Origin of the sequence: Rhodopseudomonas sp. G2_2311 (assembly GCF_047501505.1) — a bacterium.
Lineage (GTDB): Bacteria > Pseudomonadota > Alphaproteobacteria > Rhizobiales > Xanthobacteraceae > Rhodopseudomonas > Rhodopseudomonas palustris_H.
On sequence record NZ_JAZDRK010000020.1, the window covers coordinates 72,467 to 89,108 of the forward strand.

Consider the following 16,642-nt stretch of genomic DNA (forward strand, 5'->3'; position numbering starts at 1 on the left):
CCAATGTCAGCCACCATCCGACATGAACATCGAAACGCCCTGCATCGCGGTCTGCATGATCAATCCGCAGACCAACCTCTGCTACGGCTGTGGCCGCACCATGCCGGAGATCGCGCGCTGGCCGCGAATGGCCAGTGCCGAACGGCTCGCCATCATGGCCGGCCTGCCGCAGCGGATGGCCGACGCCGGCATGGATGTGCCGCAGCCACGCCGGCGCCGCGCCTCGGCGACGGACACGCCCGCGTAGCGCGCGCTCTTTCAGGTGCGTCATGAGCCGCATTCTGCTGGTGCTCATGGTGCTGATCGGGACCGCGGGCGCGGTGGTCGCCTATGGCGACCCGAAGCGGATTTCCGCGGCCGGTGATGCGATGTCGACGATGCTGAAGAAGCGCGTCGCTGCCGCCACCGCGGCGGCCGAAGCGGCCAGTTCGCGCATGGTCGAGATCCCGCGCGGCACCGGCGGCGAGTTCGCGGTCAGCGCCAAGGTCAACGGCGTGTCGGCGCCGATGGTGATCGACACCGGTGCGACTTCGGTGGTGCTGACCTACGAGACCGCCAAGGCGGCGGGCCTGCCGCTTGAGCTGCTGAACTTCAACGTCGAACTGGAAACCGCCGGCGGCCATACCCGCGCCGCGCGGCTGTCGCTCGACAGCCTGGCGATCGGCAAACTGGTCGAGCGCTCGGTCCCGGCCCTGGTGGTGCCGCGGGGCCAGATGAAGACCAACCTGCTCGGCATGAGCTTCCTCGACCGCCTCGAAAGCTGGGAAGTCCGCGCCGATCAGCTCCGGCTGCGCGGGTATCCCTGATCGCACGGGCCTTAAGCGGCCGCGACCTCCGCCCGCTCCGTCACCGCCACCATCGCCTTCAACAGCACGCTGGCGTCGGCGTCAGGTTTGACGCCGAATTCGGACAGATAGCGACGGAACGCGCGCGCGCCGGGCACGCCCTGATACGCGCCGATGACGTGGCGGGTGATCGCGTGGAGCCGCAGGCCTTGCGCGAGCTGGCGCTCGATATACGGGATCAGCGCTTCGAGCGCTTCCTTCATCGAGGCATAAGGCGCCGGCTCGCCGAACAGCTCCGGATCGACCTCGAGCAGCCGCCACGGCTCCTGATAGGCGGCACGGCCGAGCATCACGCCGTCGACGTGGTCGAGATGCCGCTTGGCCTCCGCGATGCTGCCGATGCCGCCGTTGATGATGATCGGCACCTGCGGCATCGCGCGCTTCAGCCGATACACCCGGTCGTAATCGAGCGGCGGGATATCGCGGTTCTCTTTCGGCGACAGCCCGTTCAGCCACGCCTTGCGGGCGTGCACGATCAGCGCGTCGGCGCCGGCTGCGACCACCGCGCGCGCCAGCGCGTCGAGCGCGACCTCGGGATCCTGATCGTCGATCCCGATCCGGCACTTCACCGTCACCGGCACCGAGACGGCCCGCTTCATCGCGGCGACGCCCTCGGCGACCAGCTCCGGCTCCGCCATCAGGCAGGCGCCGAACCGGCCTTCCTTCACTCGATCGGATGGGCAGCCGACGTTGATGTTGATCTCGTCGTAGCCGAAGTCCTCGCCGATCTTCGCCGAGGTGGCGAGGTCGTTCGGATTGGAGCCGCCGAGCTGCAGCGCCAGCGGATGTTCGCTCGCATCGAAGCCGAGCAGCCGCTGCCGGTCACCGTGGATCACCGCTCCGGTGGTGACCATCTCGGTGTAGAGCAACGCACGCTTGGTCAGCAGCCGATGGAAGACCCGACAGGGGCTGTCAGTCCACTCCATCATCGGCGCGACGGAGAAGCGATGTGGCTGATGAAGCTGCATATTTGAGTATGTCGGCGGATTGGCGGGCGGCGTCAAGGCTGCTGGTAGCCCGGGAATCCGGCGATTTCCAGCCCGTTCTGGCTCCTGTCTCCCCGCGCGGCGGGCAGCAGTCAGCGTCCAGATTCCGCGCGCCGGCGCAGGATCGCCGGGACCGATGAGCTGAACCTGGCGCGGGCCGCCTCCAGGAGCCCGCCGAGGCGTTGCCGCAGCGACGATGTCGAGGCCGGATCGCGGCAGAACCACGCCGCGTACAGCGCCGGCAGGAACAGCAGCGTCAGCACGGTGGCGACCAGCAGTCCGCCCATGATCGCGACCGCCATCGGGCCCCAGAAGCTCGACCGCGTCAGCGGGATCATCGCCAGCACGGCACTGAGCGCAGTCAGGACCACCGGCCGCGCGCGGCGGACGGTGGCGCCGACGATCGCCTCCTCGCGCGGATGCCCCGCCGCGATGTCCTGCTCGATCTGGTCGACCAGGATCACCGAGTTGCGAATGATCATGCCGGCCAGCGCGATCAGTCCGAGCAGCGCCACGAAGCCGAACGGCTTGCCGAACAGCAGCAGCCCGGCGCAGGCGCCGATCAGGCCGAGCGGAGCCGTCAGCAACACCAGCGCCAGCTTGGCGAAGCTCTGCAGCTGAAGCATCAGCACGGTCAGCATCACCACCAGCATGGCCGGCACCACCGCGAACAACGCACCGTTGGCTTTCGACGAGTCCTCGATCGCACCGCCGAGTTCGATCCGGTAACCGGCCGGCAGGTGCTGGCGCAGACCGGCCAGCGCGCCCCACACCACCGACGAGACGAACGGCGCCTGCACGCCGTCGCGCACATCGCTGCGCACGGTGATCGCCATGTCGCGGTCGCGCCGCCACTGGATCGCCTCCTCGTGGCCTTCGCGGATCTCGGCGATCTGCGACAGCGGCACCGGCACGCCGTTGCGCGACAGCACGGTGAGATCGTCGATGGCGCCGAGATCGTTGCGCTGCGCCGCGATCGCCCGCGCCACCACCACGACCTTCTCGGTCCGGTCACGCACGGTGGTCACCGGCGCGCCGGTCATCAGCATCTGCAGCGTCTGCGAGATGGTCTGCGGATCGAGCCCGAGCGCCCGCGCCCGATCCTGATCGACTACCAGACGCACCGAGGGCATCTGCTCGTTCCAATCGAGCTGCGGCTCGATCACGTTCGGATTGCCGCGCATGATATCGCGGACCTGGTAGGCGATCGACCGCACTGTGTTGGGGTCCTCGCCAATTACTCGGAACTGCACCGGAAACTTGATCGGGGGACCATAGGCCAGCCGCTTCACCCGCACCCGCGCGCCGGCGATCGCGCCATCGGCGACAGCCTGCTCGATCTTGCGCTTCACCCGCTCGCGCGCGGCGCTGTCCTTGGTGACGATGACGAGTTCGCCGTACGACTCGTTCGGCAGTTCGGGATTGACGTTGAGCAGGAAGCGCGGCGGGCCTTTGCCCACATAGGTGCTCCAGGTGACGACGTCGTCATCACTTGCAACCAGCGCTTCGGCTTGCTGGGCATTGGCGAGCGTTGCCTCGATCCCGCTGCCGCCCGGCAGCCGCAATTCGACGAACAGCTCGGTGCGGTCGGAGGTCGGAAAGAACTGCCGCTGGATCTTGCCGAAGCCGACGATCGAGATCGCGAAGGCCGCGATGGTGATGCCGATCACAATCAGGCGGTGATGGATGCACCAGGTGACGACGCTGCGAAAGCGGCGATACAGGCCGTTGTCATAGACCGCGTGCGCGGTCCCGGTACTCAGCGAGTGCGGCAGCAGCACGAAGCCGAGATACGGCGTCAGGATCACCGCCACAGCCCATGACGCCAGCAGCGCAATGCCGACCACCCAGAAGATGCTGCCGGCATATTCGCCGGTGCCGCTCGCCGCCATGCCGACCGGCAGAAAGCCTGCCGCGGTAACCAGCGTGCCGGTGAGCATCGGAAACGCGGTGGATTCCCAGGCGAACGACGCGGCGCGCGCCCGATCGAAGCCCTGCTCCATCTTCACCACCATCATCTCGACCGCGATGATGGCGTCGTCGACCAGCAGGCCGAGCGCGATGATCAGCGCGCCGAGCGAAATCCGGTGCAGATCGATGCCGATCGTCAGCATCAGCGTGAACACGATGCCGAGCACCAGCGGCACCGAGGTCGCGACCACGATGCCGACGCGCCAGCCGAGCGACACGAAACTGACGAACAGCACGATCGCCAGGGCCTCGACGAAGGAACGCATGAAGTCGCCGACCGCGTCCCGGACGACCGCGGGCTGATTAGCGATCCGCTCGAAGGTGACGCCGACCGGCGTAGCGCGTTCGACCTCGGCCATCGACGCTTCGACGTCCGCGCCGAGCTCCAGGATGTTGGCGCCCTTGCGCATCACGATGCCGATCGCCAGCGCCGGAACGCCGCGCTGCCGAACCAGAAACTGCGGCGGATCGATGAAGCCGCGCGACACGGTGGCGATGTCGCCGAGCCTGATCACCGTGCCGTTGGAGGCGATCGGGGTTTCTTCCACGGCGCGAACGCCGTCGAACGCGCCGGAGACGCGCAGCGGAATCCGGGTCGACTGGGTCTGCACCATGCCGACCGGCGCGAGGTCGTTCTGCTTGGCGAGGCTGTCGAAGATCGTGCGCGGCGCGATGCCGAGATTGGCGAGCTTGACGTGGTCGAAGTCGACGAAGATGCGCTCGTCCTGGGTGCCGTAGATCGTCACCTTGGAGACGTTCGGCACTTTCAGCAGCCGCTGCCGCACCTGCTCCGCCATCCGCTTCAACACCGCGTAGTCGGCGCTGTCGGAGCGCAGCGTATAGACGATCGAGTCGACGTCGCCGTATTCGTCGTTGACCTCCGGCCCGGCCACACCGTCGGGCAGGTCCGGCTTCACGTCGGCCATCTTCTTGCGGATCAGATAGAACAGCCAAGGGATTTGCGCCGGCGGCGTGGTGTCGCGAAACTCCATCTGCGCCGCGGTGAAGCCGGGCTTGGAATAGGTCGTGATCTTGTCGAACCAGGGCAGCTCCTGCAGCTTCTTCTCGATCCGGTCCGCGACCTGAAGCTGCATCTCTTCGGCCGTCGCGCCGGGCCATGTCGCCGTCACCACCGCGACCTTGATGGTGTAGGACGGATCCTCGGCGCGGCCGAGACGCTGATACGACAGCAGTCCGGCGACGCTGATCATCAGGATCAGGAACAGCATCAAGGACGGATGTGCTACCGCCCATGCGGAGAGATTGGGCCGCTGCATCACTTGCCCGCCGAGCTGAGCGAGAGCGTGGAGATCGGCCGCACGGTCAGCGCCGGATCGAGCTTTTCGACACCGAGCGCGACGACGGTTTCGCCGTCGCTGACGCCGGAGGTCACCAGCACATCGCGATCCTCATAGCGCTCGATCGTCACCGGCCGCTCGCGCAATTCGCCGCCGTCGCCGACCACGAACACCGCGGCGCCGCGGCCGTGATTGTAGATCGCCGTCAGCGGCAGCCGTGCGAAGCGCCGCTCGTCCTGCTCGCGCAGCGTCAGCGTGGCGCTCATGCCGATCCGCACCTTGTCGTCCGCGCCGGGGATCACGAAGCGCGCCGCAAAGGTCCGTGTCGCCGGATCGGCCGCAAAGGATAGTTCGCGCAGCCGCACCTCGTAGCTCTTGCCGGGCAGCGACCACAGCGTCAGCGAGGCGGAGGCGCGACCGACCCGCTCGACGTAACTCTCCGGCAGCGCGACCACCGCCTCCAGCTCCGACAGCCGCGCCAGGCGGACCGCGGCCTGTCCGGCGCTGATCACTTGGCCCGGCTCGATCGGCGTCGCGGTGATCACGCCGTCCGCATCGGCTTCGAGGGTGGCGTAGTCGAGCGCGTGCCCGGCGAGATCGAGCGCACGCTGCGCGCGGACGAGCCGGCTGCGCGCCTCCTCGGCGGTGGCGTGAGCCTTCTGCAACGCGGCGTTCGCCATCCAGCCCTTGCTCTGCAGATCGGTCGCGCGGCCTTCGTCGGCCTCGGCCTGAATCAGGTTGGATTGCGCCGCCTTCACTTCGGCTTCGGCCTGCTCGCGCTGCAGACGGAGATCATTGGTATCGAGCGTCAGCAGCGGCTGGCCGCTGCGCACGAAATCGCCGGTCCGCACCAGCCGCCGCGCCACCTTGCCGCTGATCCGAAAGCCGAGGTCGCTCTCGATGCTGGGACGGATGGTGGCGGCGAAGGTCCGCGTCCGGGCGCCCTCCTCGAACCGCACCGGCACCACCATCACCGGCTGCGGCAGCTTGGTCGGCCCCGCGGCGCCATGATCGGGCTTCGGAGCTGCGGAGTCGCAAGCTCCGAGGATCAGCGCCATCGCGATGATGGCGGCACGAAACCCCACGATCTCTCTCATCGCCGTCTCGTCTTTCCAAGCCGGGCCGGAAGCACCGTCGGCCGGTTCATAATAAAACCAAACGTACGGTTATTATTCGCACGTGAGACTGTCAATATGACCGTACGTTCAGTATGATTGCGGAGGACGCCGGGCGAATTGGCGAGGTGACGGAGAGCGATGGTCAGGGTTCGGACGGAAGCCAAGCGGGATGCGATCCTCGACACCGCGGTCGAGGTGTTCAAAGAACGCGGCCTCGACGGCGCCTCGATGTCGGAAATCGCCAGCAGGCTCGGGGGCTCGAAGGCGACGCTGTATGGCTACTTCCCGTCCAAGGAAGAGCTGTTCGTACACGTCGCGCTGCGCGTCGCCGGCAAGCAGATCCGCGGCATGTACGAAGATCTCGAGGCGCGCGCCACCGACGATCCGCAGCGTGTGCTCACCGAGTTCGGCAAGAGACTACTGCATCGCGTGCTGGCCGAGGACGCTACCACGGCCCACCGCCTTGCGGTGGCGCACGGCCGGATCGGCAATCTCGGGCGGATTTTCTACGACGCGGGTCCTGGCAAAGCGGTCGAGGCGTTCACCCGCTATATCGACGCCGCAACCAAAGCTGGCCGCCTGCATGCTGCCAATCCGGGGGTGGCAGCGCATCACCTGTTGGCGCTGCTGGAATCCGAGATCGCTTATCGCCGCTCGCTGCAATTTGGCGAGGCCATCTCCGCCAGCGAGATCGATCAATGCGTCGACCGTGCCGTGCCGGTGTTCCTGGCTGCTTACGCGGCGCCACTGACAGGCGACAAAGCGACCTGAGTTTCAGTCGAGACCTGCGATCCCTCGCCTTCGATTCAAAGGCCGCCGACGGATTGACGGGTCACAATGCCGGCCCGCGGCGGAGTTGCTACGAGGTCAGCACCATCATGCGTGCTTGGCGCGCGACGTGGTGGCGCATCTGAGGCGATTTGACAGTGCCATCGGTCCGCATGGATAGTCCGCCGGTCGCAGCGCGCGGGCTGTTTTGCGATGTTTGCAGCGCCTCGCGCGCCTCTCCGCTGGCGGGAACACATCGCCGGCGGCAAGCACAGGTTCTTTCATGAAATTTACCACACGGTTGGTCCTGCTGGTCACGGTGCTGACGGTCGGCGCCACGCTCGTAACCGCCGCCTTGCTGACCTGGACCACACGGCGCGCGATCATCACCGAAGCCGAAGCGTCGGGTGAGAAAGTCGCGCGGCTGCTGGCGCGCAGCGCCAGTCTCGCCGCTTCGATCCCGACCGAAGTCGAGGGGATCATCGCCGAGGAGATGACCGCCGAAGGCACACTGCTCGGCCATTTCGTCGAGGCCGCCGAACGCGCCGGCATGACGCCGACCGAGATCAATCGCCGACTGAAGTCGATCACCGACGACACCGTTCTCGACGAGATCTGGATCACCGACGAGAAAGGCCACGCCTATCTGCACAGCCTGCCGGACGTGAATTTCACCTTCAGCAATTCGCCGCAGATGCAGCCGCAGGCCTACGCCTTCCACGATCTGCTCACCGGCCAGAAGAAGGTGGTCAATCAGGACGCCCGCAAGCGCGACATCGACAATCAGCATTTCAAATATGTCGGCGTCGGCGGCATCGACAAGCCGCGCATCATCCAGGTCGGGCGCAGCGCCAAATTCCTGCAGCAGCTGACGATGAAGATCGGCCTGCCGCGCACGGTCGAGAATCTGCTGGCCGACGGCGATATCGATGCGGTGTGGGTGTTCGACCGCAAGCTCGATGCGCTGGTCGGCCCCGGCGTGTACGGCGCCGATCGCCGCGACGGTCCCAACGAGAAAGAACTTGGCCCGGTGCGTCTGGTGATCGCCGACGGCCAGACCCGGCACGTCGAGAGTCGCCAGAACCTCAGCGTGATCGCGCCGGTGCGCAACGAGCAGAAGGAGATCGTTGGTGCCGCGCTGGTTCGCCTGCCGATGAACCGTGTCTGGGCGACGGTGCAGAGCCAGGCCGAGATCGCGGCCGTCACCGCGTCGGCGATCGCCGCGCTCGGCATCCTGCTGTCGATCGGGGTCGCCCGCTATCAGGCGGCCCCGCTGCGCCAGATCACCCGTGCCGCGGCCGCGCTGGAGTCGCAGAAGTTCGATCCGAATTCGCTGACGCCTGTCGCGACCCGCCACGACGAGCTCGGCCAATTGGCCCGGGTTTTCACCGGCATGGCCGGACAAGTCGCCGCGCGCGAGGAATATCTCGACTCGATGGTGAAGCAGCGCACCGAGGAGCTGGAGACGCGGAACCGTAGTCTTGAAGGGCTGTCGGCCGCGCTCTCGAAGTATCTGTCGCCGCAGGTGTACTCGTCGATTTTCAGCGGCCATCAGGATGCCGAGATCGCCTCCAAGCGCAAGAAGCTGACGATCTTCCTGTCCGACATCGCCAACTTCACGGCCACCACCGACAAGCTGGAGTCGGAAGACCTCACCGCGATGCTCAACCGCTATCTGGCCGAGATGGCGCAGATCGCGCTCAAGCATGGCGCGACGATCGACAAATATGTCGGCGATGCCGTGCTCGCGTTCTTCGGCGATCCGGAGAGCCGCGGCGTCAAGGAGGACGCGGTCGCCTGCGTGATGATGGCGATCGAGATGCAGGAGAAACTGAAGCAGCTGGAGATGGAGTGGATCGACGCCGGCGCCGAGCGCCCGTTCCGGGTCCGCATCGGCATCAACACCGGCTTCTGCACCGTCGGCAATTTCGGCAGCCCGGACCGGATGGACTACACCATCGTCGGCGGCGCCGTGAACCTCACCTCGCGCCTGGAGCAAAACTGCGAGCCCGGCTCGATCCTGATCTCGCACGTCACCTGGTCACTGGTGAACGATTTGATCGACGCCGAGGAGCGTCCTGCCCTTACGGTGAAAGGCTTCAGCGAGCCGGTGCGCGCCTATGAGGTCCGCGGCTTGAAGACCTCGGGATCGACCGACGTGATCCGCAAGGAACTGCCCGGGATGCGGCTATTCATCGACACCGTCACGGCGGATCGCACCGAGGTCAAGCAGACGCTGGTGCAGGTGGTCGAGGATCTCGACAAGAGCTGAAGCAGCCAAGCGCCGCGAGACGGCGCTACTTGTCCGGCTCCACGGTGACTTCTTTCAGCGCGCCGTCCGCCACCACCACGACCACGAACACCAGCTTGTTATCGCCGCGGTGCAGCCCGGCGCTGATCGCGCGCCCGCCACTGAGCTGCTCGGCGATCACCACCGCCTCGGACAGCTTCATCTTGATCCGCCGGAAATCGCCGAGGTCGCGCAGGGTCTCGGCGTCGAGATCGGAGGCAGGTTTCGCCTCAGATGAGCGAACGATCCGACGCGTGGCGACGTCGATCATGGTGCTCCACACCTGATCTCCCCGGTACGACTTGACCTCGAACCACGGCACCGAGCCTTCGTCGGTGAGGTTGAGATCGAACACCCGCACGCCGGGCAGCTTCTTCTCCACCATCCGGATCAGGTCGGCGCCGCTGCCGCGCGCGATCGTCACCGAACCGGTCGGCTCGTCGGTGGACGTCGCCGGCGGCGGCTGCACCGTCGGCTCGTGGCCACGATCGGACACCGCGGCCGAAGCCGGACAAAACAACAGCACCGCGGCCGTCAGGGCCGTCGTGAACCGGATTGCAGACATCTTCGCCTCACTCGTCCACCGCACGCGAAAGCGGTGGACGCCGCGCTCACAGCGCGTCGTTATTGGACACCGGCGACGTGGCGCGCCGGGGTGGTGGCCGCGACGGGCGCCGGTGCGGCATCATCCGCCGGCGGTGCGCTCGACCAGGCATGGCCGCTGCGCGCGCGATCGTAGCCGTATTGGTACAGCGAGCGCATGTAGGCGGTGTCGAAGCCGGGCGGCGACGGCGGCCGGTCGCTCTCGATATAGGACAGATTGAAACCGTATTTGTTGCGGCGGGCGAACGCGTAGGTGCTGTAGAGGATCGACCGGGTCTGCGCCTTGATCATCGACGACGAGGCCCGCGCGGCGATGTCCAGCGCACGATCGCGCACCAGCTGGAACTCCGGTTCAATGGTATTATTCATCAGGATGTAGAGCTGCAGGTTGAGCGACTTGTCCCACGAGGCACTACGCATCAGATACGCCTCCGGCAAGGTCAGCACCGGCGACATCACGCCGCCATCCACATGCATCTCCTGGAACCGGACGCCATCGGCTTCGGCATTGACCAGCATCGGCGGGAACACGGCCGGAATGCTCGCCGAAGCCGCGACGACATCCCTGAACAGATTGAGACTCTCCGGCGTCCGCAGCGCCGCGATCCGGCCCATGTCCCAAATCACCGAGCGCTGCGAATCCAGATTGGTGGTGACGACGAACAGCCTCCGCCCCTTGGCGTACTGCTCGGCCACCTCGTCCATGAAACTGGCATCGATGTACCGGGCAACCAGTTCGCGCAGGCGCTTGTTGCCGAACAGGCCGGAGCCGAAGATCGCGTTGAACGGGTTCGGATCCTCCAGCAGGCTCTCGGCCACGCCGCTGGTGTAGAGCTCCCGCAGCGTGTCGTCGTAGCGCGGGCCGATATAGGCGAATGGCGCAATCAGCGCCCCGGTGCTGACGCCGGACACGATCGAGAACGACGGCCGGCTCCCTGCGGCCGTCCATCCCGCCAGCACGCCCGCACCATAGGCTCCGTCGGCGCCACCGCCGGACAGCGCGAGGTAGGTCTGCGGTCCGGAAATCCGGCGACCATCCACAAAGGCGGACGGCGGATCGTCGGCGTAGCGCCGCAGATCGTCGCGATCGAGGATCCGTGCCTTGGCGGCTTCGGCGGCCGTGTAGGGCTGGCGCGGCAGGCTTGCACAGGCGGCGAGCAAGCAGCTCGACGCCAGCGCGACAACGACGACAAACGAGCGAGGCACGCGGGACATCAGGACACCAGCAGGAACGAGGGACGCGCGACTACGGGGTCGCCGGCGGATCGTCGCGCCAGCGGCTCCAGGGCTCGGACGTGTCGAAGCGCGGCGCCTGCCCCGGAACGCGCTCGAGATAGTCCTGATGGATCGCCTGGATGGTCTTGCGGTCGTCGAACTTCACCCGCCAACTGCTCGGCGAGCCCTGCCCGACGATGACGCCTTCACGGGTGCCGTAGCGCGGATGCCGCTCGCGGCCGAGCGGACTCATCCGAACGCGGTCGCCGCGGCACAGCGGAAGATCGGGCGGTGTTTGACTCGAACTAGCCATCCTAAGCCTCTTGTGTCGGCGCCTTGATGCGGAACCACGCAATGTACAGCGCAGGCAGGAACAACAGGGTGAGCACCGTGCCGACGATGATGCCGCCCATCATCGCGTAGGCCATCGGTCCCCAGAACACTTCACGCGCGATCGGGATCAGCGCCAGGCTCGCCGCCGCCGCGGTCAGCATGATCGGCCGCATCCGGTGCTCGGTCGCTTCCGTCACCGCATCCCAAGGTGGACGTCCCTCGCTGCGCAACTGTTCGATTTGCACGATCAGGATCACCGAGTTTCGGATCAGGATGCCGATCAGCGCCAGCACGCCGAGGATGGCGACGAAGCCGAGCGGCGCACGGCTCGGCAGCAGCGCCGCAACCACACCGATCAGCGCCAGCGGCGCCACCGCGAACACCAGGAACAGCCGCTGGAAGCTCTGCAGCTGGATCATCAGCACGGTGGCCATCACGAACAGCATGATCGGCACCACAGCGACGATCGGCGCTTGCGACTTGCCGCTCTCTTCGACCGCGCCGCCGACGGTCACCGAATAGCCGACCGGCAGCTTGGCGGTGAACTCGCCGACCGAGTGCTTCAGCTGCTCGACCACCGTCGCCGGCTGCACCTCGTCGATCACGCTGGCCTTGACCGTGACGGTCGGCAGCCGCGCGCGGCGCCAGATCGTCGGCTGCTCCAGCTCGTAGCGGAACGTCGCGACCGCCGCGAGCGGCACCGTCTGGCCGCTGCCGCCGGACAGTTGCAGGTTGCGCAGCGTCTCGATCGAGCCGCGCTCGGCGTCATTGGCGCGGCCGAGTACGTTGACGAGATAGATGTCGTCACGCACCTGGGTGATGGTGGCGCCGTCGAGGATGCCGTTGAGCGTCGAGGCGATGTCTTCCGACGTGACGCCGAGCTGACGCGCCTTGTCCTGCAGCACGTCGACCTTGATCACCCGCGCCGGCTCCATCCAGTCGAACACCACTTCGCCGAGATGCGGATTTGCGGCGACGATGCCGGCGAGCTGCTGCGCGAAGCCGCGCACCTTGGCGATGTCCGGCCCGCTGACGCGATACTGCACCGGCCGTCCCACCGGCGGACCGATGTCGAGCAGTTTCACCAGCGCGTCGGTGCCCGGGAAGGTCTTGCGCAAGTAAGCCTGCAGCTCCGGCCGCAGCCGGTCGCGGTCGGCGAGGCTCTTGGTCACGATCACCATCTGGCCGAAGGTGGCGTTCGACGGTTCGACATCGAACGACAGCACGAAGCGCGGAGCGCCCTGCCCCACATAGGTCGACCAGTGATCGATGCCCGGCCGTCCCGTCAGCGCCTCGCGCTCGAACTTGGCCATCTGCGCGTTGGTCTCGGCGATCGAGCTGTTCTGCGGCAGGTTCCAGTCGACGATCAGTTCCTTGCGGTCCGAATTCGGGAAGAACTGCTGCTGCACGAAACCCATGCCGACCAGCGACAGCGCGAAAGCCGCCAGCGTCAGTCCGATCGTCAGCCAGCGGTGCCGCATGCAGAAGCCGAGCATCCGGCTGAACATCGTCGCGAACCGGCCCTTGGTCTCGTGGTGGTTCTTCATCTTGTCGGGCAGGATGGTCACGCCGAGCAGCGGCGTGAACAGCACCGCGACGATCCACGACGTCAGCAGCGACACCGCGATCACCACGAACAGCGTGAAGGTGAATTCGCCCGCCGCGCTGTTGTTGAGGCCGATCGGAATGAAGCCCGCCACCGTCACCAGCGTGCCGGTGAGCATCGGGAACGCGGTCGACGTGTAGACATGGGTCGCGGCCTTGGCGAGCGAGTCGCCGACCTCCAGCCGCGCCACCATCATCTCGACCGCAATCATGGCGTCGTCGACCAAGAGGCCGAGCGCGATGATCAGCGCGCCGAGCGAAATCCGCTGCAGCGAGATCCCCGAATAGGACATCACCATGAAGGTGATCGCCAGCACCAGCGGGATCGAGATCGCGACCACCAAGCCGGCGCGCATGCCGAGGCTGATGAAGCTGATCACCAGCACGATCGCCACCGCCTCGAACAGCGCCCGGGTGAAACCCGACACCGCCTCGTCGACGATTTGCGGCTGGTCCGACACCAGATGCACTTCGGCGCCGACCGGCAGATCGGCGGAGATCCGCTTCATCTCCTCCTTCAGCGCCTCGCCGAACTGCAGCAGGTTGGCGCCGGCTTTCATGCCGATCGTCAGCGCAATCGCCGGCTCGCCGTTGAAGCGGAACAGCGAGGTCGGCGGATCGACGTAGCCGCGCCGGATGGTGGCGACATCGGTCAGCGGGAAAAAGCGGTCGTTGACCCGGAGATTGATCGCCTTGAGGCTCTCTTCGGACGTGAACTGACCGCTGACGCGGACGCTGATCCGCTCCGGCCCGGCCTGCAGCACGCCCGAAGGCGTGATCGCGTTCTGTGCCTGCAGCGAGCTGACGATGGTGCGCTGGTCAAGGCCGAGCGCCGCCACTTTGCGCGGCGAAAATTCGAGGAAGATCACTTCGTCCTGGGCGCCGACGATGTCGACACGGCCGACATTCGGCACCTGCAGCACCTTGGCGCGAACTTCTTCGACCTTGTCGCGAAGCTGGCGCTGGGTCAGGCCGTCGCTGGTGAACGCATAGATGTTGCCGAACACGTCGCCGAAGCGATCGTTGAAGGCGGGACCGACCACGCCCTGCGGGAAGTCGCCCTTGATGTCGTTGATCATGTTGCGCACGCGCACCCAGGTGGGCTGCACGTCGCGCGCCTTGGTGGTGTCGCGCAGATTGACGAACACCGTGGTCTCGCCGGGCGTGGTGATGCTCTTGGTGTAGTCGAGCGACTCCAGCTCCTCGAGCTTCTTCTCGATCCGGTCGGTGACCTGCCGGGTGGTCTCCTCGGCCGAGGCGCCGGGCCACTTCGCCTGGATCACCATGGTCTTGATGGTGAACGCCGGGTCTTCCTCGCGGCCGAGGTCGAGATACGAAAACAGACCGGCCGCCATGAAGGCGATCATGAAGTACCAGACGAGCGAACGGTGCTGCAGCGCCCAGTCGGAGAGATTGAACGACTTCACGGCGTGACTTCCCGTTCGAACCGGACCATTTGGCCTTCCTGCAGATGATGGACGCCGGCGGTGACGATCCGCATGCCGGCCTCGAGCCCATCGGTGACCTGAACCGTGCCGTTGTCGCTCGGCGCGACCTGCACGCTGCGCTTAGCGACCGATCCCTTGGCGGTGTCGATCACCCACACGCTGGCCTGATCGCCCTGGCGCAGGATCGCGGTCGCCGGCAGCCGGAAGCCGCGGCTCGGCTTGCCCGGGATCAGCGTGGTGATGGTGGTGCCGAGCCGGAACGTCTCGGGCGGATTTTCCAGCGTGATACGGACCCGGCGCGCGCGGGTGACCTGATCGGCCTGCGGCGCGATCTCGCGCACCTTGCCGTCGACCCGGACCCGCGGATCGAGCTGCAGCGCCACGGTCAGCGGCGTGCCGATCTTCAACACGCCGACCAGATCGTCGGCGACGTCGATCACCGCCTCACGAATGTCGGGCCGAGCGACGGTCGCAACCATTTGGCCGGGATTGACCACCTGACCGACCTGCGCGCCGACGGCAGTGACGACGCCGGCATATTGCGCCTCGATCTTGGTGTAGCTCAGCTGCTCGCGCGCCTTGGTCAGCGCCGACTGGGCGCGGACCACGGCAGCCTGCGCGGCGGCATCACCCTGCTCGGCGCTGTCGAGCGTCGCCTTGGTGGTGGCGCCGGTCTCGATCAGCGCGCGTTGCCGGTTGGCGGTGCCGCTGGCATTGACGAGCTGCGCCTGCGCGGTCGCCAGATCGGCCTGCGCCGAACGCACCGCGAGTTCAGCCGCGAACGGATCGACCGCCGCCAGCGTCTGCCCCTTCTCGACGACGTCGCCGATATTGACCGGGCGAGCGATCAGCCGGCCGAGCATGCGAAAGCCGTAGTCGGTCTTGAACTGCGGCTCGACCGTGCCGACGACGGCGAGATTAGTCGCCTGCAGCGGCGCAATCACCGTCGACATCACCGGCCGCACCGGGGGCTTGGTTTCCGATTTGTCGTTGCAGCCGGTCAGCAGCAGCGCAGTCGCGATCACCGCAACGAAACGTGGCGCGCTCATGCGGCGCCTCCCGCATCGGCAACCACCTGCCCGGGACGCAGCATCTTTCCGCCGTCGACCACGACGCGATCGCCGATCGACAGGCCGCGACTGACCACGATCGCGTCGGTCTCGTAGCGTTCGATCGCCACGCTCTTGAGGGACACCGTATGGGTCTTCGGATCGACCACCCACACTGCGGCGCCGCTCTGATCGGCGGTGAGCGCGCTCCACGGCAGCACGATCTTGTCCAGCGTCTGGCTGAAGCCCTCGCCGACCACGACGCTGCCGAGCGTCATCTCGGGCGGCGGGTTTTCGATCGATAGTTTGACGCGGACCGAACCGGTCTTCGGATCGACGGTCGGCGAGATTTCGCGCGGCTTGGCCAAGGCGGTGATCGTCGGGTTCGACACCAGCGACAGCTTGATGGTGTCGCTGCCGACCGGGATCAGGAAGATCGCCTCATAGACGTCGAACACCGCGTCGCGGGCGCCGTCTTCGGCAAGCGTGTAGGCCGACTGCGCCGACTGCGCGACCTGACCGACTTCGACGTTGCGTGCGGTGATGATCCCGGCGGCGCTGGCGCGCAGTTCGGTATAGCCGAGCGCATCCTTGGCGATGCCGAGTTGCGCCTTGGCGGTGTCGACAGAGCCCTCGGCCGCGCGCAACCCTTCCTGCGCCTGATCGTAGGCGACACGGGTGGTGAAGCCGGACCCCATCAGCGTCTTCTGGCGTTCGTAGGTCGCGGTGGCGAGGCGGAGCTGGGCTTCGGCAGCGGTCAGGGCCGCCTGGGCGCCGACCAGATCGGCGCGCTGTTCAGTCGGATCGAGCCGCGCCAGCAGATCGCCGGCATTGACGTGGGCGCCGACGTCGACCAGGCGCTCGACCACCCGGCCACTGACTCGGAACGACAATTCGGTGGAAACCCGCGCCTGAACGTCGCCGGTCACCCGAATGACCGTGCTGCGGGGCTGGGTGTGGACCACCTCGGTCTTCACCAGCGTCACCGGGCGTTCCCGCCGGGCCTCCTCGCCGCATCCCGCCAGAGAGGCGGCAACCATCAGCAGCACCACGGGTCTGAGCCAAAGCATCAGGAATTCGCCCATTCGATCAAGCGCATTGCAGTGCAATATT

13 protein-coding genes are annotated in these 16,642 nt (G+C 66.7%); 4 read left to right on the forward strand and 9 right to left on the reverse strand.

Annotated elements, in window-relative coordinates; translation table 11 throughout:
- Window positions 1-22 precede the first annotated feature (22 nt).
- Together VRZ08_RS20950 and VRZ08_RS20955 are read left to right on the forward strand one after the other, a co-directional pair.
- The gene (locus VRZ08_RS20950) at window positions 23-247 is read left to right on the forward strand and encodes a DUF1289 domain-containing protein (protein WP_414533764.1); all 225 of its coding nucleotides are present in this window, start codon (window positions 23-25) and stop codon (window positions 245-247) included.
- 22 nt (window positions 248-269) lie between these two features.
- The gene (locus tag VRZ08_RS20955; protein ID WP_107343932.1) at window positions 270-806 is read left to right on the forward strand and encodes a TIGR02281 family clan AA aspartic protease; all 537 of its coding nucleotides are present in this window, start codon (window positions 270-272) and stop codon (window positions 804-806) included.
- Between the two features lie 11 nt (window positions 807-817).
- Here VRZ08_RS20955 and dusA read toward each other — a convergent pair whose 3' ends face one another.
- The 3 genes from dusA to VRZ08_RS20970 form a co-directional block, all read right to left on the reverse strand.
- A complete protein-coding gene (gene dusA, locus VRZ08_RS20960; RefSeq protein WP_414533765.1) occupies window positions 818-1,813 on the reverse strand; it encodes a tRNA dihydrouridine(20/20a) synthase DusA in 996 nt (331 codons plus the stop codon).
- 110 nt (window positions 1,814-1,923) lie between these two features.
- Window positions 1,924-5,079 carry an efflux RND transporter permease subunit gene (locus VRZ08_RS20965; protein ID WP_414533766.1) on the reverse strand — a complete coding sequence of 1,052 codons (3,156 nt, stop codon included), beginning with the start codon at window positions 5,077-5,079 and terminating at the stop codon, window positions 1,924-1,926.
- Window positions 5,079-6,197 carry an efflux RND transporter periplasmic adaptor subunit gene (locus tag VRZ08_RS20970; protein ID WP_414533767.1) on the reverse strand — a complete coding sequence of 373 codons (1,119 nt, stop codon included), beginning with the start codon at window positions 6,195-6,197 and terminating at the stop codon, window positions 5,079-5,081. The genes VRZ08_RS20965 and VRZ08_RS20970 overlap by 1 nt, the downstream gene beginning before the upstream one ends.
- A 159-nt stretch (window positions 6,198-6,356) precedes the next feature.
- Between VRZ08_RS20970 and VRZ08_RS20975 the strand changes: the two genes are divergently transcribed.
- Both VRZ08_RS20975 and VRZ08_RS20980 read left to right on the forward strand, forming a co-directional pair.
- The gene (locus tag VRZ08_RS20975) at window positions 6,357-6,989 is read left to right on the forward strand and encodes a TetR/AcrR family transcriptional regulator (RefSeq protein ID WP_414533768.1); all 633 of its coding nucleotides are present in this window, start codon (window positions 6,357-6,359) and stop codon (window positions 6,987-6,989) included.
- A 280-nt stretch (window positions 6,990-7,269) separates the two neighbouring features.
- Window positions 7,270-9,258: an adenylate/guanylate cyclase domain-containing protein gene (locus tag VRZ08_RS20980; RefSeq protein ID WP_414533769.1), complete on the forward strand. Its 1,989-nt coding sequence runs from the start codon at window positions 7,270-7,272 to the stop codon at window positions 9,256-9,258.
- A gap of 25 nt (window positions 9,259-9,283) precedes the next feature.
- Here the strand turns inward: VRZ08_RS20980 and VRZ08_RS20985 are convergent, their stop codons facing one another.
- From VRZ08_RS20985 to VRZ08_RS21010, 6 genes are read right to left on the reverse strand one after another with little or no spacing between them, the layout of a single operon-like run.
- A complete protein-coding gene (locus tag VRZ08_RS20985; protein WP_414533770.1) occupies window positions 9,284-9,841 on the reverse strand; it encodes a hypothetical protein in 558 nt (185 codons plus the stop codon).
- A gap of 59 nt (window positions 9,842-9,900) precedes the next feature.
- Window positions 9,901-11,094: a patatin-like phospholipase family protein gene (locus VRZ08_RS20990; protein ID WP_408017188.1), complete on the reverse strand. Its 1,194-nt coding sequence runs from the start codon at window positions 11,092-11,094 to the stop codon at window positions 9,901-9,903.
- A 31-nt stretch (window positions 11,095-11,125) separates the two neighbouring features.
- The gene (locus VRZ08_RS20995; RefSeq protein WP_107355149.1) at window positions 11,126-11,407 is read right to left on the reverse strand and encodes a hypothetical protein; all 282 of its coding nucleotides are present in this window, start codon (window positions 11,405-11,407) and stop codon (window positions 11,126-11,128) included.
- A gap of 1 nt (window position 11,408) precedes the next feature.
- Complete coding sequence (locus tag VRZ08_RS21000; protein ID WP_107355148.1) at window positions 11,409-14,459, reverse strand: efflux RND transporter permease subunit; 3,051 nt, start codon at window positions 14,457-14,459, stop codon at window positions 11,409-11,411.
- Window positions 14,456-15,529 (reverse strand): efflux RND transporter periplasmic adaptor subunit, encoded by a 1,074-nt coding sequence (locus tag VRZ08_RS21005; protein WP_414533771.1) that lies wholly within the window; start codon window positions 15,527-15,529, stop codon window positions 14,456-14,458. Before VRZ08_RS21005 ends, VRZ08_RS21000 begins: the two co-directional genes overlap by 4 nt.
- Window positions 15,526-16,614 carry an efflux RND transporter periplasmic adaptor subunit gene (locus VRZ08_RS21010; RefSeq protein WP_414533772.1) on the reverse strand — a complete coding sequence of 363 codons (1,089 nt, stop codon included), beginning with the start codon at window positions 16,612-16,614 and terminating at the stop codon, window positions 15,526-15,528. Before VRZ08_RS21010 ends, VRZ08_RS21005 begins: the two co-directional genes overlap by 4 nt.
- Window positions 16,615-16,642 lie beyond the last annotated feature (28 nt).

Bases quoted from the DNA above. Each gene is read 5' to 3' on its own strand.
- VRZ08_RS20950 (WP_414533764.1), top strand. From the start codon at position 23: ATGAACATCGAAACGCCCTGCATCGCGGTCTGCATGATCAATCCGCAG.
- VRZ08_RS20955 (WP_107343932.1), top strand. From the start codon at position 270: ATGAGCCGCATTCTGCTGGTGCTCATGGTGCTGATCGGGACCGCGGGC.
- dusA (WP_414533765.1), bottom strand. From the start codon at position 1,813: ATGCAGCTTCATCAGCCACATCGCTTCTCCGTCGCGCCGATGATGGAG.
- VRZ08_RS20965 (WP_414533766.1), bottom strand. From the start codon at position 5,079: ATGCAGCGGCCCAATCTCTCCGCATGGGCGGTAGCACATCCGTCCTTG.
- VRZ08_RS20970 (WP_414533767.1), bottom strand. From the start codon at position 6,197: ATGAGAGAGATCGTGGGGTTTCGTGCCGCCATCATCGCGATGGCGCTG.
- VRZ08_RS20975 (WP_414533768.1), top strand. From the start codon at position 6,357: ATGGTCAGGGTTCGGACGGAAGCCAAGCGGGATGCGATCCTCGACACC.
- VRZ08_RS20980 (WP_414533769.1), top strand. From the start codon at position 7,270: ATGAAATTTACCACACGGTTGGTCCTGCTGGTCACGGTGCTGACGGTC.
- VRZ08_RS20985 (WP_414533770.1), bottom strand. From the start codon at position 9,841: ATGTCTGCAATCCGGTTCACGACGGCCCTGACGGCCGCGGTGCTGTTG.
- VRZ08_RS20990 (WP_408017188.1), bottom strand. From the start codon at position 11,094: ATGTCCCGCGTGCCTCGCTCGTTTGTCGTCGTTGTCGCGCTGGCGTCG.
- VRZ08_RS20995 (WP_107355149.1), bottom strand. From the start codon at position 11,407: ATGGCTAGTTCGAGTCAAACACCGCCCGATCTTCCGCTGTGCCGCGGC.
- VRZ08_RS21005 (WP_414533771.1), bottom strand. From the start codon at position 15,529: ATGAGCGCGCCACGTTTCGTTGCGGTGATCGCGACTGCGCTGCTGCTG.
- VRZ08_RS21010 (WP_414533772.1), bottom strand. From the start codon at position 16,614: ATGGGCGAATTCCTGATGCTTTGGCTCAGACCCGTGGTGCTGCTGATG.